At 68.3% G+C, this 19,402-nt stretch carries 14 protein-coding genes; 4 read left to right on the forward strand and 10 right to left on the reverse strand.

Features of this window, described 5'->3' with window-relative positions; all coding sequences use genetic code 11:
- Positions 1 to 11 precede the first annotated feature (11 nt).
- Positions 12 to 434 (reverse strand): flagellar basal body rod protein FlgB, encoded by a 423-nt coding sequence (gene flgB / locus Q8L83_RS06140; protein WP_305285577.1) that lies wholly within the window; start codon positions 432 to 434, stop codon positions 12 to 14.
- Between the two features lie 96 nt (positions 435 to 530).
- Here flgB and Q8L83_RS06145 point away from each other — a divergent pair, with 96 nt between their 5' ends.
- Complete coding sequence (locus Q8L83_RS06145) at positions 531 to 866, forward strand: flagellar biosynthetic protein FliO (RefSeq protein WP_305285435.1); 336 nt, start codon at positions 531 to 533, stop codon at positions 864 to 866.
- Positions 866 to 1,663 (forward strand): flagellar type III secretion system pore protein FliP, encoded by a 798-nt coding sequence (fliP, locus tag Q8L83_RS06150; RefSeq protein WP_305285436.1) that lies wholly within the window; start codon positions 866 to 868, stop codon positions 1,661 to 1,663. Before Q8L83_RS06145 ends, fliP begins: the two co-directional genes overlap by 1 nt.
- A gap of 145 nt (positions 1,664 to 1,808) precedes the next feature.
- On the opposite strand, the gene Q8L83_RS06155 is transcribed toward fliP, so the two are convergent.
- The gene (locus Q8L83_RS06155) at positions 1,809 to 3,038 is read right to left on the reverse strand and encodes a TetR/AcrR family transcriptional regulator (RefSeq protein WP_305285437.1); all 1,230 of its coding nucleotides are present in this window, start codon (positions 3,036 to 3,038) and stop codon (positions 1,809 to 1,811) included.
- A 217-nt stretch (positions 3,039 to 3,255) separates the two neighbouring features.
- Between Q8L83_RS06155 and Q8L83_RS06160 the strand changes: the two genes are divergently transcribed.
- Together Q8L83_RS06160 and Q8L83_RS06165 are read left to right on the forward strand one after the other, a co-directional pair.
- Positions 3,256 to 5,835, forward strand: coding sequence for a TonB-dependent receptor (locus tag Q8L83_RS06160; RefSeq protein ID WP_305285438.1), 2,580 nt, complete (start codon positions 3,256 to 3,258; stop codon positions 5,833 to 5,835).
- A 14-nt stretch (positions 5,836 to 5,849) separates the two neighbouring features.
- A complete protein-coding gene (locus Q8L83_RS06165; protein ID WP_305285439.1) occupies positions 5,850 to 6,911 on the forward strand; it encodes a tyrosine-protein phosphatase in 1,062 nt (353 codons plus the stop codon).
- A 144-nt stretch (positions 6,912 to 7,055) separates the two neighbouring features.
- Here Q8L83_RS06165 and Q8L83_RS06170 read toward each other — a convergent pair whose 3' ends face one another.
- The 8 genes from Q8L83_RS06170 to Q8L83_RS06205 all read right to left on the reverse strand — a co-directional run bounded on the left by Q8L83_RS06170 (position 7,056) and on the right by Q8L83_RS06205 (position 19,271).
- Positions 7,056 to 8,216 carry an alpha-hydroxy-acid oxidizing protein gene (locus Q8L83_RS06170; protein WP_305285440.1) on the reverse strand — a complete coding sequence of 387 codons (1,161 nt, stop codon included), beginning with the start codon at positions 8,214 to 8,216 and terminating at the stop codon, positions 7,056 to 7,058.
- A 91-nt stretch (positions 8,217 to 8,307) separates the two neighbouring features.
- Entirely contained in the window at positions 8,308 to 10,212 is a 1,905-nt protein-coding gene (locus Q8L83_RS06175; RefSeq protein WP_305285441.1) for a PhoX family phosphatase, read from the reverse strand.
- Positions 10,213 to 10,229: 17 nt separating this feature from the next.
- On the reverse strand, positions 10,230 to 13,109 hold the full coding sequence (locus Q8L83_RS06180; RefSeq protein ID WP_305285442.1) for a TonB-dependent receptor: 2,880 nt from the start codon (positions 13,107 to 13,109) through the stop codon (positions 10,230 to 10,232).
- Positions 13,110 to 13,342: 233 nt separating this feature from the next.
- Entirely contained in the window at positions 13,343 to 16,294 is a 2,952-nt protein-coding gene (locus Q8L83_RS06185) for an endoglucanase (protein WP_305285443.1), read from the reverse strand.
- A 4-nt stretch (positions 16,295 to 16,298) separates the two neighbouring features.
- Positions 16,299 to 17,063, reverse strand: coding sequence for a MotE family protein (locus Q8L83_RS06190; RefSeq protein WP_305285444.1), 765 nt, complete (start codon positions 17,061 to 17,063; stop codon positions 16,299 to 16,301).
- Positions 17,060 to 17,578: a DUF6468 domain-containing protein gene (locus Q8L83_RS06195; protein WP_305285445.1), complete on the reverse strand. Its 519-nt coding sequence runs from the start codon at positions 17,576 to 17,578 to the stop codon at positions 17,060 to 17,062. The genes Q8L83_RS06190 and Q8L83_RS06195 overlap by 4 nt, the downstream gene beginning before the upstream one ends.
- On the reverse strand, positions 17,578 to 18,624 hold the full coding sequence (gene fliM / locus Q8L83_RS06200; RefSeq protein ID WP_370868360.1) for a flagellar motor switch protein FliM: 1,047 nt from the start codon (positions 18,622 to 18,624) through the stop codon (positions 17,578 to 17,580). The genes Q8L83_RS06195 and fliM overlap by 1 nt, the downstream gene beginning before the upstream one ends.
- Before the next feature lie 50 nt (positions 18,625 to 18,674).
- Positions 18,675 to 19,271, reverse strand: coding sequence for a flagellar basal body-associated FliL family protein (locus Q8L83_RS06205; RefSeq protein ID WP_305285446.1), 597 nt, complete (start codon positions 19,269 to 19,271; stop codon positions 18,675 to 18,677).
- Positions 19,272 to 19,402: the final 131 nt, after the last annotated feature.

A 19,402-nucleotide genomic window follows, 5' to 3' on the forward strand; every position in this document is an offset into this window, starting at 1 on the left:
TCCTCCGCAGATCAGCGCCCGGGCGGGCGGGCTGCGGTGCGCAGCAGATTGAGGGATTTCTGGTAGAAGCCGACGGCGGCGTCATAGGCCATGCGCGCCTCCGACATCTTCATCATCTCTTCTTCCAGAACCACCGAATTGCCGTCGAGCGTGGTCTCGGAATCCTTGGTGCGGATCGACTTGAAGGTCGCCGAGGCCGCCGTGCGATTGACCGTGCCGCTGAGATGCGCAGCCTGGGTGCGGGCGGGCGCGCCGGCCTGGGCCATCTGCACGCCGCGGACCTGGGCCTGGAAGCTGTAGGCCTTCACATCCTGGGGCTGGTAGCCGGGCGTCTCGGAGTTGGCGACGTTCTGGGCGATCAGCCGCTGGCGCTCGCCCAGATGGCCCATACGGCCACGCAGCATCGAGAACAGGGGGATGTCGGCCAGGTTCATACCCAACATGGTGAATAAACAGGGTTAATCGCTCCTTAAGAGTGTCTGCGGCAAACCAGGGCCAGACCGACGCCCGTGCGCCGGACAGGTACGCCCATGGATTTCGCCAGTTTCGCCCGGGCGGTCTTCGCTCTCGCCATCACGGTCGGCCTCATCGGCCTGGCCGCCGTGGCCATGCGCCGTTTTGGCCCCGACGTCATGAGCCGCCTCGCCCCCCACCGCGCCGAACGCCGGCTGGCGGTGGTGGAGACCCTGGTGCTCGACCCCAGCCGTCGCCTGGTCCTGGTGTCCTGCGACGGGGACGAAAAGCTCCTGCTGCTGGGCGAGGGTCAGGTTCTGACATCGCAGCCGGTCAGCCCCGCCGCGGTCGCGGCGACGCCCACGTCCGTCCGCCGCAAGGCCTCCAAGCCCAAACCCAAGGCCGACGCCTGATGCGCGCATTTCTTCGCAGCCTGACCGCCCTGCCCACCGCCGACTGGCGCCGCGCCGCCGGCCTCGCCGTGCTGGTCACCCTGGTCAGCATGCTGGGTCCCACCCTGGCCCACGCCCAGGCGCTGAACATCGACCTCGGAACCGGCGCGGGCCTGACCGAGCGGGTGGTGCAGCTGGTCGGCCTGTTGACCGTGCTGTCGCTGGCGCCGTCTATCGTCATCATGACCACCTCGTTCGTACGGATCGTGGTCGTGCTGTCGCTGCTGCGCACCGCCCTTGGCCTTCAGCAGAGCCCGCCCAATGCGGTGATCATCAGCCTGGCCCTGTTCCTCAGCGCCATCATCATGGCGCCCACCTTCGAGCGCTCCTACGAGGACGGCATCCGCCCCCTGCTCGACCAGGAGATGGAGCTGCCCCAGGCCTTTGAGGCCGCCGGCGCGCCGGTGAAGACCTTCATGCTCTCCCAGGTCGATCGCGAAGACCTGGCCCTGTTCGTGCGCCTGTCGGAGATCGAGCAGCCGGCGACGGTCGCCGACCTGCCCCTGCGCATCGTCACCCCGGCCTTCATGATCTCGGAGCTGAAACGGGCCTTCGAGATCGGCTTCCTGCTGTTTGTGCCCTTCCTGGTCATCGACCTGGTGGTGGCCAGCGTGCTGATGAGCATGGGCATGATGATGCTGCCGCCTGTGGTCATCTCGCTGCCGTTCAAACTGATCTTCTTCGTCCTGGTGGACGGTTGGCGACTTGTCGCCGGCAGTCTGGTCGAGAGCTTCCAGCGCGGCGCCGGCGGAGGATAGGGTCGCCAAGCCTAGCCGCCTGACTTGGCCGGGCCTGGAGCGCGTTCCGATAAGTGGGAACCGGTTATCGGGGCGAAACGCGCTCAGGACTTAGGATTTAGAGCCTGATTCAACGATCAGACGGCCCGTCTGATCGCATCAGGCTCTAGCCGAACAGCGCCGCGAGCGAGGTTGTGAGCCGCTTGGCGAGCCAGGCCCGCCGCGCCGACGGCTCCAGGGCATAGGCCGAACGCATGGCGCCGGTGGCCACGATGGACAGGATATGGGCGTCCAGGCCATCCACCGGATCCGTCGCATGGTTCATCCGCAGGAGCAGGGTCGCGGAATTTTCGCCACGCGAAGCGCGCAGGTCCTCGGCGTCCCGGCGCAGGTCCGGCTCCCGGATCGCCGCGGTCAGCAGTTCATCAAGCGCCAGCAGACCCGGGGGCGCCGCCCCGTCGGCGTCGAACAGCGCTTCGGCCATCTCCACGGCCAGTTCGGCTATGGGCCGCCGAACGCCGGGATCGGGCACAACGCCGCTGCGCACGGTGTGGATCGAGGCGATCAGGTGATCGAAGGCGGCGCGGACCAGGCCGGCCCGGGTGGGGAAGGCGCCGCTGACAGCCGCAAGGGAAAGTCCGACCTCCGCAGCGACGGCCCGATGGGTCAGCCCCGCCAGGCCCTCTCGCCCCAGCACCTCGGCGGCGGCCGCGGCGATGCGCCCCGCGCCCCCGGCCAGCCTGGCCTCGGCGCGTTCGGCCAGGCCCGACCGGGCGCGGGCGAGCTGACGCCAGCCGTCCCATCCCCGCGTCGGCCCCCGCGCCCCGCCCAGTCGGGCACAGTGGCGGTGGACGGTTTCGATCAGCCAGGCGGTCTGATCGGGATAGTCCGGCGCGCCGCCATGAATGCCCAGGATCGCCTCGGCGAAGTCGGCGCAGGCTTCTGCGGCGCCGGGCGGCAGCTGGAAGGCCGCCACCGCCTGCCGCCAGAAGGCGTCTGACGCCTCCAGCTCCCGCCGAGCCAGCCCCCGATGGGCCGACGACCGCGCCGCGTCGTGCCGCATTTCACGAAGGACCAGAAAGGCCGGCGCGGCGGCGACCCGCTGCAGGATGACGGCGGCGTACCAGCCGGAGAAGGCCTCACGCGGCGGCGCCGCGGCCAAACTGCTCGCCCATGCCCCGCGGTATTCCGCCGCCTGCGTGGCGGCGGCTTCGAAGGTGGCCGCCAGCAGGCCTTCCCGACCGGCGAAGTGATAGTTGACCGCCGAGGCGCTCTGCCCGGTCAGCTCAGCCAGAGCGCGCGCCGTAACGCTGCGCAGGCCTCCCGTGGCGAGCAATTCGGAAGCCGTGGCGATCAGCCGATCACGGGCGGAAAACGAGGCGGCGTTGGACTGCATGGGCGCCAGCATAGCGCCGTTCGCGATCACCGCCAGCCCTGTACAATCGTTCTAGTTGAGTCCTGACGCCAGCCCCGGTCCGCCGCGCGGCACGGGCTTAAAGGCCGCTTTCGTGGCTCCATCAACGATTGTTCGCGAAAGTTTCACAGGACCTTCAAGCTGTACGTTCGTTCGAACTGATAGGTGAGCGCCACATTTTCTCGGGTGGGGCAACCTCGTGACTCGCAAACACATTCTCTTCGCATCGACCCTGATGGGCGGCACGGTCCTCTGGGCTGGCCTGGCTCAGGCGCAGGACGCACAGGTGGACGAATTGATCGTCACCGGCTCAATCGTCGGCAGCCAGCGGGCGGCCATCGCCGAGCAGCGCAACGCCGATAACTTGGTCAGCGTCATCGCCGCCGACACGGTCGGCCAGTTTCCAGATCAGAATTCCGCCGCGGCCCTGGCCCGCATTCCCTCGGTCGCCGTCCAGCGCGACCAGGGCCAGGAACGCTACATCCAGGTGCGCGGCGCGCCGAACCGTTGGACCAGCGTCTCCATCGACGGGATCAACGCCATCGGGGTGGATGAAGGCGGCGGCCAGCGCGCCTTCCGCTTCGACGCCGTGCCGGCGGTGATCCTCAGCGCGCTCGAGGTCAACAAGTCGCTGACGCCGGACATGACGGCCGAGGCCATCGTCGCGCGGGTGAACCTGCGGACCTTCTCCCCCTTCGACAAGGCGGGCTTCGCCCTCACCGGCGATGTGGGCCTGGGCGAGATGAACCTGGGCGGCGGTCAGCAGGAGCAGTACGCCGCGCGCGCCTCCTGGTCCGGCGACCAGTTCGGCGTGATCATCGCCGGCTCGCACTACAGCCGCGAACAGGTCACCGACAACCGCGAATTCGCCTATGACGACATCGGTCCGACCATCCTGGATATCCGCAGCTATCGGCTGGTGCGCGAGAGCAATGGCGGCCTGTTCGGCGTCGAATATCGCCCGAACGACGATCACCGCCTGTTCGCCAAGAGCCTCTACACCGAGTTCAAGGACAACGAGCAGCGCGACCAGTACGTGTTCCAGCTGAGCTCGGCTCTGAGCGGGACCCGCGGTTTCGACAGCGGCGACCTGGTGGGCGTGCCCTATCGCGGCACCTTCAATGACGGCTACTACGGCAATTCCAACTGGCTGAACACCATTGGCGGCGACCACCAGCTGAACGACTGGAGCGTCGAATGGCGGCTCAACTACACCGAGACTGAGAACACCACCGAACTGCCGCTGATCCTCGCCCAGCAGGGCTCTAACCTCCAGCGCGCCTCGCTGACCTACGACAAGACCGACGCCAAGTTCCCGACGATTTCGCTGGCCACGACCGTGCCCGGCGCGACCGCCGGGACGTTCGCCAGCGGCGCGCCGCTGAGCGCCCTCAACCAGACCGCCTTCCCGGTGAACATCGCCCTCCCGCTGGAAGGCGCGGTGACCTCGGAATCCTACGTCTACAAGATCGACGCCGCGCGCGACGCGATGTTCGGCGCCACGCCGGTCACCGTGCGTCTGGGCGCCGAGTATGATGACCGGACGGTGAGCGGCAATCTGCTGTCGCAGAGCAACACCCTAGTCCTGCCAGCCCTGCTTCCGCGGATCGGCGCCACGTTCAGCGCGGCCGACTATGTGACGGACCAGCGGTGGACCAGCGGCTTCGCCCGCGGGTTCGACGTGAACTATGTGGACAACAAGGCCATGCGGCAGGACCTCATGGCCCTGCTCGACCGGCTGGAAGCCGCCGGCCTCTACAATCCTGCGGCCAACAACGCCCCCGATGGCCGCTACGAAATCACCGAAAAGCTCCTGTCGGCCTATGGTTCGGCCAAGTGGGAGATCGGCGCGGCCCAGATCGTCGCCGGCGCCCGGGTCGAGCGGTTCGAACAGACCATCGACGGGTTCGTGACCGTGGGAACCGCCACCACGCCGGCGGCCTATGAGAACGAAGACACCTCGATCTTCCCCAGCATCAATGTGAAGTACGACCTGGACGCCGACACCGTCCTTCGCGTGGCGCTCTCGACCGGCATCGCCCGCCCGTCCTTCGGCACGGTCCGCGCCGGCGCCTCGATCAACGACATCGGCCGCAGCGTCACCGGCGGCAACCCGACCCTGGAGCCGGAACGCACCATCGGTCTCGATGGCGCCTATGAGCGCTATCTGACCGGCGCGGGCCTGGCCTCGGTCAGCGCCTTCTACCGGTCGGTGGACAATGTGCTCTACGACGCGGTCTCCAAAGTCACCGACGACCGCTTCGACGCCACCGGGGTCGACCGGACGGGCTATGACTACACCACCACCCTCAATGGCGGCCGCGGCAAGCTCTATGGCCTGGAGCTGGCCTATCTGCAGCAGTTCGAGTTCCTGCCCGGCGCCTGGAGCGGCCTGGGCTTCCAGGGCAATGTCACCTTCCTGAAGGGCGATTTCGAAACCCAGGACGGCCGCACCGAGCAGTTCCCCGGCACCTCGGAGCGGATCCTCAACACCTCGGTCTTCTACGAGAAGTATGGCCTGTCGGCCCGCCTCAGCTACCAGTGGCGCGACGACTGGCAGGACACCATCGGCGGCCTGGGCTCGGGCGAGTTCCGGGCGGCCACCGAAAGCCTGGACCTGTCCCTGCGCTACGCTGTCAACGACCGCCTCAGCCTCTTCCTCGACGCCAACAACCTCACCGACGAAGTCTATGTCGCCTATGAGGGCTCCGAGCAGTTCCCGACGGAAGTCGAACAGATCGGCGCCCGCTGGATGGCCGGCATCCGCTTCACCTACTGATCTGGAGATTCCTCATGATGCGATCGACCGCCCGCCGCGGCGCCCTGATTTCCGCGCTCTGCCTCTTCGCCGGAACAGCCCAGGCCGCCATCGTCAACGCTGAGGCCCACCGAGGTCCGGACGGCGCCCTGGCCCTATCCTGGACCGAGACCAACGGCGCGGCGGTCGACGTCTTCATGGGCCACGACCCGAAGGCGTCCCTCGAACAGATGACCCTGATCTCGTCCGCCGACGGGGACGGCCGCCACAGCGTGGCGCCGGCCTCCCCTGAGGCCCGTCACTACTTCATGCTCCGCGCGGCGGACGGAACCCGGTACCGCCTGGCCGAACGCTTGGTGCCGCTGGCCGGCGCCATGAACTTCCGCGATGTCGGCGGCTATGAGACCCAGGACGGCCGTTTCGTGCGCTGGGGAAAGATCTACCGCTCGGCGGCGCTGTCGGGCCTCAACCCCGACGACTTCGCCAAGATCCAGGATCTGGACATCCGCTATGTCTACGACCTGCGCTCGGTCGGTGAGCGCCAGGACGAGCCGACCCGCTGGCCGCAGACCGGCGCCACCATGGTCAGCCACGACTATGAGATGGACATCTCGGCCTTCATGGCCGCCTTCGCCGATGGCCCCAGCGCCGACAAGGTGCGCGCGGCCATGACCGCCTTCTATCCGGCCGTGGTGGACAGCCATAAGACCCAGTTCCGCGCCGTGTTCGCCGAACTGCTGGAGGGCGACGACGGCGCCATCCTCTATCACTGCTCGGCCGGCAAGGACCGCACGGGCGTGCAGACCGCCCTGATCCTCTCGGCCCTGGGTGTGCCGCGCGAGACGGTGATCGAGGACTTCCTGCTGTCGAACCAGCACCACCGGATCTCGGGCGACTCCGGCCCTATGGCCGGGATGCCGGCCGACGTTCTGGAGGTCCTGGGCGGCGTCGAGCGCCCCTATCTCGAGGCCTTCTTCGCCGAGATCGACAGCCGCTATGGCGGCGTCGAGGGCTACTTGGCCGCCGAACTGGAGGTCGATGCGGCGGACATCCAACGCCTGCGCACGCTCTACACCGAAGACGTCAGCGGCTCCTGAACGCCAAGGCGCGTCAGCGCTGAGACGACGACAGGACACGAAGGGCGCAAAGGACACAAAGGGTCTGGCGGCTCCGCTCTTCGTGGCCTTCGCTGACCTTCGTGTCCTTTGTGACCCCTTGTCTGAGCCAAGGGCCAGACGCGCCTAAAGCCGCCGCACGCCCTCGCGCCTCAGGTCGGCCAGGGTCGGCATACCGTTCACGGCCATGAAGAGATCGGCCTCGGCCAGGATGCACTTCAGGACGTGGGCTGCGCCGGCCGCGCCATCCAGGGCCAAGCCGTAGACGAAGGGGCGCCCTACGCCCACGGCCGCCGCGCCCATGGCCAGGGCCTTGACCACGTCGGAGCCCGAGCGGATGCCGGAGTCGAACCAGACGGGCACGTCCCCGCTGGCCTTCACCACATCGGGCAGCATGTCGATGGCCGCGATGCCGCCATTGGCCTGCCGGCCGCCGTGGTTGGAGCAGTAGATGCCGTCGGCGCCCATATCGACGGCCTTCCGCGCGTCGTCCGGATGGCAGATACCCTTCAGGATGATCGGCAGCTTGGTGACGGACTTCAGCCAGGCGATGTCTTCCCACAGCATGGGCCGGCCAAACAGCGAGCCCCACAGGGCCACGGCCTCGGCCGGCGACTCCGAGGCGTCCTTGCCGAGCAGCTTCTGGAAGACCGGATCGGCGGTGTAGTTTTTCAGCACGTGGCCGCGCAGTTGGGGGAAGTTGCCGGCGTTCAGGTCCCGGGGGCGGAACCCGGTCACCCAGGTATCCAGGGTGACGATGATCCCGCGATAGCCGGCGGCTTCGGCGCGTCGGATCAGGCTCTCGGCCAGGTCCTTGTTGCGCGGGGTGTAGAGCTGGAAAAAGCCAGGCGTGTCGCCCAGGTGCGGGGCCACATCTTCCAGGGTGTCATTGCCGAGGGTCGAGACCACCATGGGCACGCCGGTCATGGCCGAGGCCTGGGCCGCAGCGATGTCGCCGTGCTGGTCCTGGCTGCACATGGCCGTCACGCCGATCGGCGCCATGAATAGCGGGGAGTGATAGGTGTGGCCAAACAGGTCGGCAGACAGATCCCGCACGCTGGTCTCGACCATCATGCGCGGGACCATGCCCCAGTGGTGGAAGGCCGCCGCGTTCTGGTCCTGGGTGAACTCGTCGCCGCAGCCGCCCTGGACGTAGTTGAGCACATGACCTGGCATGGCCGCCGTGGCCCGCTTGACCAGGGTCGCATAGTCCACCGGCACGCCGGGCAGCACGCCGCGCAGGCCCAGCCCATAGATCTCGTTCTGATAGCTCCCGAACTGCGCCATCGCCCAGACCTCCTCCGATATGCTGTTTGCCGAACGAAGCCACGGCGCACGGCGGCAGGTCAAAGGATTCGTGGCTTCAATACCGATGTCGTCAGGTGTGCTGACCCAGGATCGAACCCCCGTCGATGCGGCTGATGAAGATCACCGAGGGCCGGGGCGCTAGGGCCGGATCACGCTCTGGCCAGCGCTCTGTGACCTCCGCCAGCGAGGCCGCCCCTTCGGCGGGGTGCTGGACCGCCAGGAACAGACCCGATCCATCCGGCGTAAAGGCCGGACTACAGCACTCAGCCCCAGCGGGCGGCGAATAGAAGAGGCGCGGCCAGGCGCGGGCCTCGCCGTCTGTGGCCATCACCCAGAGCCCGTCGTGGTCCCGGCGTCCGGGTCCGTCTGTGCAGACCCAGAGGCGGCCGACCGCATCAAAGGCCAGGTTGTCCGGCGCCTCGAACCAGTCTTCGGGCCCAGCCGCGGGATGGAAGCGCGCCCCCTCCCCCGGCTTGGCGGGGTCGCCGCAAAGGGCGAAGATGGTCCAGGCGAAGCGATCGGCGGCGTGGTCTGGTCCCAGGCCGGTATCGGGCGGGACAAGCTCCAGCAGATGGCCCGCGGCGTTCTCGTCCCGGGGATTGGCGGCGTTGGTCCCGGCGGTCCGAGCCTCGTCGGCGCCGGTCAGGGCGATGATGATGCGCCCGGTCTTCGGGTCCGGCAGATAGCCCTCGGGCGAATCCATCGGCGTGGCGCCCAACAGGTCCGCCGCGCGGCGGGTCTCGACCAGCACGTCGCCCTGGCTGTGGAAGCCGTTCTCAGTCGTCAGCGGTCCGACGCCGTAGACCAGGGGTAGCCAATCCACCGTCCCTTCGGCCGAGAAGCGGGCGACGCTGAGGACGCCCTCGTCGAGCAGGTCGCGGTTGGCCGCACGGTTGTTCGGATCGAAGGGCTGCGCCGTGACGAAGCGGTAGCAGTACTCATATTCCCAGTCGTCGCCGAGATAGACGACCACCCGGCCGTCCGGAGCCAGAGCGCATTGGGCGCCCTCATGGGCGAAGCGGCCCAGAGCCGTGCGCTTCACGGGCGCAGCGTCAGGGTCAAAGGGGTCGATCTCCACCACCCACTCGAAGCGGTTCGGCTCGTTGGGCTCGTGATTGATGTCGAAGCGACGATCGGCCCGGGCCCAGCCGTATCGGCCGTGGGGCTCCAGGTCGGCATAGTGATTGCGCGCCAGATGCGCCGGGTCGGGATGGCGGCTGACATCACCGCCGAAGAAGTCGGCCGAACCCTCCTCTCCTGACAGCACCGTCCCCCAGGGGGTGACGCCGCCATTGCAGTTGTCGTGGGTCCCCAACACGGCGCGCCCGCTGGGATCGGCGGCCGTCCGCAGCCTGGGATGTCCCGCCGCCGGGCCGGAGATGCGCACAGGCGTGGTCGCCGTCACCCGGCGGTTGAAGGGGCTGTCCAGAACAGCCTTCCAGACACCATTTGCGCGGCGGAGCTCGACCACCGACATCCCGCAGGCGGCCATGGTGACGCGCACCTGCTCCAGGCTCATCTCCGCTGCGGCGGACGCCTCCTGAAGAGCGCCGAACATCAGGTGCGGGTTCGGGTATTCGTGATTGACCACCAACAGGCCGCGGTCGGGCTCGCCGTCCTCCAGGGGCAGGAAGGCCGTGTAGTCGTTGTTAAATCCAAACTGCCGCGCCGCAGCGTCAGAATCCGGGCGGCTCGGGTCGAAGGGCGCGGCGTTCGACCAAAGGGGGTCGCCCCAGCGCAGGACGATGTCGCGGCGATAGCCCGCCGCGATCGCCTCACGCGGACCGATCGAAAGCGAGAGCGGCGGGAAGCCCAGCCCGCCCGCCGCCGACGCCGCGACGGGCGCCAGGGACAGCGCCGCCGCCCCCAGCAACAGGCGACGGCGGTCAATGAGCGCGGAGATCGGCTCCCCTCGCCCTGTCCGCGCCGGAGCGGCGCGCCCCTTGTCGTTAAACACCCGCTCCGGCCAGTCCATCACCATCTCCTCAGGCCCTAGAAGCGATAGTTGACGCCGAATGTGACGGTGCGCCCGCTATAGGTGGCCCCCTCCAGGTACCGCGATCCCTCGCCATAGCGTTCATCGACGATGGGCTTGTCGCCATCGTTCAGCAGGTCGACCGCATTGACGAAGATCCTGGCCTTGGACGTCAGGGCGTAACGGAACTGACCGTCCAGCGAGCCATAGGGCTCCTCGACAATCCGGGTCCCGTAGCTGGAGAACCGCACCGCCTGGCTGTCGCGCCAGCCATAGGCCAGCGTCGCTTCGACCCCGTGCTTCTGGTAGGTGACCGCGCCGGTGAAGATCGTTTCCGGCGCATTGAAGAAGTCGCCACCCTCAATGCCCTCGACGCCCGTATCGGCGTCGCTCCTCTGGAAGGTGGCGTTCGCGTAGGCGCCCAGGCCGTTCCAGGCGCCCGGCAGTTCGATGAATTGCCGGACCAGGTTGAACTCCGCCCCATAGACCGTGGCGTCCTCGCCATTGGCATAGGTGACGATGTCGTCGATGACCTTGCCGGCCAGGCGGGGATCGTTCTCGAAACGCGCCCGATCGCCCTCGGCCTCGATGGCGATGCCGCTGAAGATGAAGCGCTCGATCCGCTTGTAGTAGACGCCAGCCGAGATCACCCCGATCGAGCCGAAATAGCGCTCCACGCCCAGGTCGAAATTATAGGCGTAGGCCGGTTTCAGGCCCGGATTGCCAATCGTGACATCGACCTCGCCATCATCTTCCTCGATCTCCGTCGCGCCGGAGATGAAAAGCGGTTCGGGCCGGGCGATGGAGGTGAAAAAGGCCCCGCGGAACACCAGATTGTCGGACGGGCGATAATTGACCTGAACCCGCGGCAGCCAGCTGGTGTAGTCGGCCTTGCCGGTGATGCGGCGGAACTGCGGATCGGCGTCTTCGAGTTCGACCGCCTCCCAGTTGTCCGACTCGACCTTGGTGTGATCCACGCGAAGGCCGCCGATCACTTCCCAAGCGCCCCAGTCGGCCTTGGCCATGGCATAGGCCGCGAAGACGTCCTCGCGGCTCTCATAGCTGTCGGCGTCCAGCGGGATCACGCCATCCTCGACATAGGCGTTCTCGAAGTCGGGATCGGTGTCGACCAGCATCTGAGAATAGGCGCGCCAGGCTTTCACCTGGTCGATGTTCAGCGAGAGATACGGCGCGTAGGGCGCCCCTGTGGCCGAGACATCCACCAGCGGGCCGACGCCGAAGTCGGTGAGGCTGAGCGGGCCTTCCAGCTCCATCACATTGCCTTCGGTCAGGACGCGCTTGGAGCGCTCGGCCTTGGCGCCGACCTTTACGCTGCGCAGCAAGTCGGACGCCGGCTCATAGGTGATGTCGATGTGCGCGGCGTAGCGGGTGTTCTCTTGGTCATCGATATCGATGTCGTTGTAGCCGAGCTCATAGTTCGCGGGATCGGCGATGCGGGCCAGATCGGCCGCCGACAGGTTGGGCCGCGGAAAATCGCCCGACAGATCATAGTCCAGCAGATTGCTGTCCAGCTCGACCTGGAAGGCGACTTCGTTATCAAAGGGCTCATTGCGCACGCCGGTGGAGAAGCCCAGGCCGTACTCGTAGGTGAAGGCCCCGCTATGGGTCACGCCGCTCAGAACATAGGACTGCTGGGTAAGCTCGGTCTCTTCATACTGATTGAAGATCGAGGCCGTGCCCGGCTCGGTGAGGATCAGGGCGCCGTCGTCATCGTACTCGTCGGTCCCGGCCTCGAAATAGAGGGCGCGGCTGAGTTCCTGGTCGTAAAGCCGATTATAGCTGCCCTTGAAGGTCAGCTCGGTGGCGTCCGAAACCGCCCAGTTCAGCGCCAGATTGGCCGAGATATTCTCCCGATCATCCTCGTACTGGGTGAGGTGAAACTGCAGGGGCGTGACCCCTGCGCTGGGATCGTCCTCCACATAGGCCAGGTAGTCCTCGTCATTGTAGAAGACGAAGCCCTGGGTCTTGCGCTTGGACCAAGCGGCCGAGACCAGGACGCCGAACTGCTGCTGATCGCCGAACCGGCGCGCCGCCGTCGCCTGGATCATCGGGCTCGTCTCGCCCGCCAGGTCGTGATGAAAGCCGCTGAGCGTCAGGTCGATGACGTTTCCGGCGAAGTCGAAGGCAGTCGCCGTCTCCAGCACCACCGCGCCGCCGATGCCGTCAGCCTCATGGTCGGGCAGCAGGGTCTTGTGCACGGTGATCGAAGACAGGGCCGCGGTCTGCACCATGTCCAGCGGCACCCGCCGGTTTTCCTTCTCCGGCTGAGCGGCGTTCATCCCGTTGATCTGGGTGTTGTTCAGGCCGCTGTCCAAGCCGCGGATGGAGACGTAGCGGCCCTCGCCAGCGACAACCTCCCGCTGCACCGAGACGCCGGGCATGCGACGCAGGGACTCCGCGGCGTTCAGATCGGGGAAGCGGCCGGCCTGGTCGGCCGAAACGATATTGCTGATATTATCGGCTGCGAACTGACGGCTGAGCGCCTGGGCCTGGGCGGCGCGCTGGCCGACGACCACCAACTCCGTCACCGTGCCCGCGCCCAGCACCGAAACTTGCTCGGCGCTCTCGCCGCCCGCGAGGGTCAAGGTTTCACGACCGGTCGGAAAGCCCAGATACTGCAGGGTGAGATTGTAGGCGCCCGGCGTCAGGGCGCCGAACCGGTAGCGGCCCTCGGAGTCCGTCACGGCGGTCCGGCCCGTCTCCTCGATGCGCACCAGCACGCCCGAGAGCGGCGCGCCGGTCTGGGCCTGGCGCACGACCCCGGCGAGTTGCGCTGCGGGCGCCTGCGCCCACGCCACCGGCGCGCTGAAGGCGGCCACCAGGGCGGCAGTTGTCAGTATGAGGCCCCGAGGCCCCGTCGAGCTGAATCGAACCATAGTCGTCCCCCACCCGCCGCGCGGGCGCGGCGGCTCAAGCGGTCACACCGCGGATTTGAGTCTGATGCAGCCTCTAAGCCCTGGTTCAGGAACGTCCGCGATAGCGCTCGCAGGGGAGCGACTGGCCATGCGGCCAGGCGGGCGGCGAAAGTTGCCGGTAAACTGCCCGGCGGCTTTAGCCGAAGTCCATGTCGTCTTTGTGAAGCTTGCGAGACATGGCTCGCTGCTGTCGCCTAACCTTGCTTGGGCGCAGCGCCGGCGTCGGCGGTCTTGGCCGCCGCTGGGGCGGCTTGGCGGAACTTCTCTTTCATGCGGCCGACCCAGCCGGCAAAGGCTTCATTGTCGGCGGTCATGCGGCCGAATTCGCCGACCCCGATGCGGCCTGTGGCCACGCCGGTCAGCGCCACACGAAGGGCTTCGGGATTGCGCGCCTTTTCGAGGAAGGGGGTGTAGCGCGTCTCCAGGCGGGCGAGCGCCTCATCGTCGCCGGCCAGGCTGAAGGCGACCCCGGCCCGCAGCAGCTTGCCCTCATCCTCGATGGAAAGCGGTTCCTGGCTCTTCCAGCGCTCGCCCAGGGAGGCTTCGAACAGCTTGCCGGCTTCGGGCCAGTCCTTCTGCTTCCAGACGATCTCGGCGCGCAGGTCGCGGGCCTCGGCGGAGTCGTCGCGGGCCAGCACCTCCAAGGCGTGGTCGAGCCGGCCAAGATCCGACAGCGCGCGGGCCTCGATCAGCCGGCGGTCGCGGTTCAGGGCGGTGGGCAGGACGGTGGAGCGCGAACCGTTGATGGCGATCAGGGCCTGCTCGGGCCGGCGGTCCATCAGATAGATCAGGGCCAGGTCGGTAGCCACCTGGGCGCGGGGCACGCCGTCGAGGCGGTTGTCCACCTGATAGGCCAGCAGATCGGCGGCCTGGTTCAGCAGGTCCACATCCACCAGGCGGCGGACCAGACGGCGGACCATCATGTCGCCATCGACGCCCAGCGGGGTCAGATCCTTGAAGTCGAAGAACAGGGCGAGCGCCTGCACCGGCTCCAGCCCATCGGCCAGGCCCTCCAGGAACAGCGCGCGGAACGAGGCTGACAGGTCGGCCTGCAAACCGATAGCTTCGGGCAGGTCGGGCAGCCGCTGACCGGCCGAGCGCAGGGCCTCCAGCGCCTCGCGATAGCGCCCCTGAGTCAGGTAGAGCCGGCCCAGCGCCCGGATGGTGGCCAGTTCGGTGGCGTCGCCCCGCCAGCGGAATCGCAGGCTGTCATAGGCCGCCGCCGCCTGGATCGGGGTGATGGCGCCTTCTTCGAAGCGGATGCGGGTGGCGGCCAGCAGGGCCGGCGCGGCGATATGGTCCAGGGGTGCGGTGGCGACGGCTTGGTAGATACGCAGGGCCCGTCCCGTCTGGCCCTCCTTCTCCGACAGTTGAGCCTGCAGCAGGCGCGCCTGAAGTTGTTCGACCGCGTCGGTCTCTTCCTCGAGCGCCATGCGGATGCGGGTGTTGGCGCCATCCAGATCGCCCAGGGCCAGCGCCGCCTTGGCGTCGGCCCGGGCGAAGCGGGATCGCCATACGGCGGGAAACTGGTTGTAGGCCGCAGCCCCGGCCGCAAACTCCCGCCGCGCCTCAGGCCATTGGGCGGTTTCCGCCGCCAGATAGGCGCGCCACAGGGCGGCCGAAGAATCGTCAGCCAGGACCGGCGAGGAGAAGTCGGCCGCCGCCTCCTTGTAGCGCCGCGCCATGACCCGGGAGATCCCCCGAAGGCCGCGGAACTCCGCATCGTTCAGCAGCTGCGGGTGCTGGCGCGCCACGTCGTTGAGCACGCCGATGGCTTCGAAGGCGAGGTCCGAGCCCACCAGGAAGCGGGCCAGGGCCATGCGGGCCGCGACCTTGCTCTCGGCGCCCTCGATCCCCTCATCGGCCGCCGCCGTCACCAGGGCGTTGTAGCGCGCCAGGAAACCGCCCGACCCGGTCTTGGGCCAGTTGTCGTAGTCGATCAGGGCCGGTCGGCCGGCGGGCTGCGGGGCGCCGCTGGGGACCTCCCGGCGGTTGGCTATGGCCGACGGCGAGGACAGCGCCAGGCCCGCCGGCCGGCCGATGGCCACCAGATCGCCCTGGCGCGTGAGGGTGATGTCCTCGGCGAAGCTTTCCATCGCCAGACCCTGCACCGAGGGCAGGAGAGACATCTGCACGAACTCGCGCCGCGACAGCAGCCCCTTGGGCGGGCCCAGCGCCGTGGCGACGGTGAGGGTGTCGCCGACCATGGGGTCGGGGATCCGGACGATGCGCGTGACGCCGGAGACCGCCGCCGTCAGCGAGGCCGGGCCGCCGGTCTCGTCCCGGCGCACGCGGATCGGCGTCGGCTGGGCCTGGGCGCCCGGACCCAGGGCGATGGTCCAGGTGGCGCCCTCGCTGATCACGAACACCGGGGTGTTCACGGGGCTCGAGATACGGACGGCGGAATAGTCGGGACCGCGGAAGGCCTCCATGCGCCCGAACTGGCGCAGGCCACGAGGCGCGCGGGCGACGTCCAGGCGTGCGGGCGCGTCGAACACCACCCAGACCGCGTCGCCCCGGCGGAACACCGCCGCGCCCGCGGGCGCAGCCCAGGGAAAGCTCAGCAGAACCTGGCTGCCCTGCAGCTTGGCGTCCAGGCGCACGACGCCATCGGCAGGGACCGGATTGGGCCGGACAGGCTCGGGCTCCGCGGCCGCCGTCGGGGCTGGGGCCGGCAGGCCCAGGGCGGGCGCAGCGGGCGCCTCGGCCACCTCGGCGGGCGGGAAGATGTTGACGAAGGCGACGCCGTCGGCCTGGCCCGTCCGGGCCTGCGCCCCCTCCTCCAGGATCAGGTCCAGCTCCAGGACGCCGCCCACATGACGAGCCTCGGCGCCCTTCAGCCATTTGGGCGGGGAGACGCGCAACCGCGTCATGTCCGGTTCGGCGTCGCGGCTGAACCGCAGGGTCAGCACCTGGCCGGCCTGGCGGCTGGTCATCCGAGCCTGGCCGCGCCACTGGAACTCGATGCGCGAGAAGCCCCGCGCCTGGGCGACGCGCACCTGAAGGGGATTGGCGCTGGGCGCAGACGCCGCCTTGGCTGGCGCGGCCTTGGCTGGCGCAGTTTGGGCCGACAGACCTGCCGGGGCGGCCGTGGCGGCGATACACGCCGCTGCGACGCCGGTATGGAGGGCCCGCCGGAGATTCATGGGGTCAGGCGCCCGCCTTGGTCGCAGGCGCAGCGGCCGGCGCCGCGGCGGCGGCCTGAGCCTCGGTCTTCTCCAGAGCCTGTCCAAGGGTGCGGGCGGTGTCGAAGCGGCTGGCCAGGCTTTCGGTCAGCTTCTTGGCCTCGTTCGGCGGCATGGCCGCCAGCATGGCCGAAAGCGCACGCTCCTTCATGGCCGCGGCGATGGGCAGGCGCACGGAGTCGTCGAGCACCGTCATCCGCGCCGCGGAGTCCTTGGGCTTCATGCCTTCGAACACCTTGACCATCCGGGCGACCTCGGCGTTTTCCGCCGCGTCGGCCTGGCCCATCAGGCCCTCGATATCGCTCTTCAGGCCGTTCAGCGCCTTGACCTTGGCGTCCAGCTTGGCCTCGGCTGCGGCCATCAGGGCCAGTTGCGTCTCCATGGACTGTTCGCGGGCGTCCAGCTGACCCCGCCGCTCGCCAAGGCTCTGCAGCACCTGCAGCTCGGCCGGCGACAGGCCCGCCTCACGGGCGAGTTCGGCCGCCGTCGGCGCGCAGGCCTGGACCGGCTTGGGGATCGAGGTGGTGGCCGCAGCGTCGGCGCCCTCCCCCGTCGGCGCGACGGCGGTCTCGGACTTCTCGGCCGGCGCCTGGCCGACGGCCTCTTCGGCGAAGGCCCGGGCTCCGGAGACCAGCTCCGGCAGGGACTGGGCGCCGGCGAGCGCATTGACCAGCAGGACGCCGCCGATGGCGACGCCGACGATGGGCAGGATGCGGGGAATAGACTTCATCGGCGGGCCCTGCGCAGGTCGCCCGCGCCGGCGGCGTCGGGACTGTCGAACAGATCGTCTTCCAAGGCTCGGGCCATGCGCGACACCGGCTGGCCGATGGGACGCGACAGAGGCCGCGTGGGGCGGTCAGGCTCGGCGCGCGGACGGGCGGGGCGCAGCTCATGGGCGCCCGAGAGCAGCGAGCCCAGACGGCGGTCGGCGGCGCGCTCGGCCTCCTCGGCCTGATGCAGGGCCGGACCTTCCTTGATCTGGCGCTCCAGTCGGGTGGAGAGCTGGCGGGCCTCCGACACCCGGTCGCCCAGGGTCTCTGCGGCCTCGTCGGTGGCGGCGCGCAGATCGGCCAGGCCCTGTTCGGCCCGCCGGGCGGCGGCGTCCAGTTCGGCCACGGCCTGGGCGAAGCCCTCATGGCTGTCGCGCAGGGCCTTCAGCCGGCGGTTCAGCCGCCAGCCCATGACCAGGGCTGCGGCCAGAAGCACCGCCAGAAGCAGGTTCATCGAGATCGCCACCAGACTCATCAGATCCTCTGCACGGCTTTGCGGGCCTGCGGCGAGAGCGGAGCCTCGACGCGGACAGCGATGTTGTGATTGCGGCGGCCCATATGGCCGCGGGTCAGGGGGATGGTGCCGGCCCTCAGCTCCACCGGCGATTCCGGCGTGGCGTTGAGGGTGATGGTGTCGCCGACCTGCAGGTTCAGGAGCTGCTGCAGGGGAATCTGCAGCTCGTCCAGGACGCAGCGGACCTCCATCTGGGTGGTCCAGAGTTCGGTGGCCAGGTGGCCTTCCCAGATATTGTCGCGGCCGAACTTCTCGCCCATGAACTGCTGCAGCAGCATCTTGCGGATGGGCTCCAGCGTCGCATAGGGCAGCAGGAGCTCGATGCGCCCGCCGCGGTCTTCCATGTCGATGCGCAGCTTCACCAGGATGGCGGCGTTGGCCGGCCGGGCGATGGCGGCGAACCGCGGATTGGTCTCCAGCCGGTCGAGCACGAACGAGACCGGCGTCAGGGGCTCGAAGGCGGCCCGCGCATCGGCCAGCACGACCTCGACCATCCGCTGGACCAGCACCCGCTCGATGGTGGTGTAGGGGCGGCCCTCGATCCGCATCGCCGCCGTGCCCCGGCGTCCGCCCAGCAGCACGTCGACGATGGAATAGATCAGGTTGGAATCGACCGTCAGCAGGCCGTAATTCTCCAGCTCCTCGGCCTTGAAGACCGCCAGGATGGCCGGCAGCGGGATGGAGTTCAGATAGTCGCCGAACCGGATCGACGAGATGTTGTCGAGGCTGACCTCGACATTGTCGGAGGTGAAATTGCGCAGGGACGTCGTCATCAACCGCACCAGGCGGTCGAAAACGATCTCCAGCATCGGCAGGCGCTCATAGGAGACCAGGGCCGAATTGATGATGGCGCGGATGCCGGTGCGCTCCGACGACTCGTCGTCGGACAGATCGAAGCCCAGCAGGCTGTCGATCTCGTCCTGATTGAGGATCCGTTCGGCCCCGGCGAAGGGATCGGGTTCGGCGCCGCCGCCACCCCAGGCGTCGGGTCCGTTGTCCTCAGTCATGTCGCTGTCGTCTGCCATGGCGAAAGCTCAACCGTCCGCAAGCTTGCGGATCAGTTGATGAGCATCTCCTCGATCAGGACGGCGTTCACCTTGGCCGGCGCAATCACCAGATTGACCCGCCGCAGGATCTCCATGCGCAGCTGATAGCTGCCCTGGCTGCCCGACAGGTCCTCGGGCCGCAGTTCGCGCAGGAAGGTCTGGAACATGTCCTGCAGCCGCGGCAGGTTCGGATCGAGCTGCTGGGTCACCGCGCCGTCCGGCAGTTCCAGGGTCAACTTCAGCTTGAGGAAGGTCGCCTTACCCTCGGCGGTCTGCATGTTCACCACGATGTCGGGCAGGGTGTAGAAAACCACGCCCTCAGGCCCCGGGCGGATCACCGCCGGGCTGGCCGGGGCCTCCGCATGATCGCCCTCCTTGCCCTTCTTCTCAGGCTTGGCCTTGGCCTCGGCATGCTCGCCCTCGGCCGCCGGCTTGGGCTTGAGGAACATGAAGGCCGCCGCGCCGCCGCCGCCCAGGACGACCAGCGCCGCCACGCCGCCGATGATCAGCAGCTTGAGCGGCAGCTTCTTCTTGGCAGGCGCGCCTTCGCCGTCTTCAGCGCCGTCGGCGCCGTCCTCGGGGGCTTCCTTGACCTGTTTCTTGGCCACGCGCGCGGCTCCTTAGAATCTTACCCCTCAGCCATGCCAGAGCGGTGGTTAAGGATAGGTTTTTACACCTGTTAACGACGGCCGATCCTGCCCGGCAGAAACCGCCACAGGGCCAAAATTAACCTTCTTAA

Source organism: Phenylobacterium sp. (genome assembly GCF_030680185.1).
In the GTDB taxonomy this organism is placed as follows: Bacteria; Pseudomonadota; Alphaproteobacteria; order Caulobacterales; family Caulobacteraceae; genus Phenylobacterium.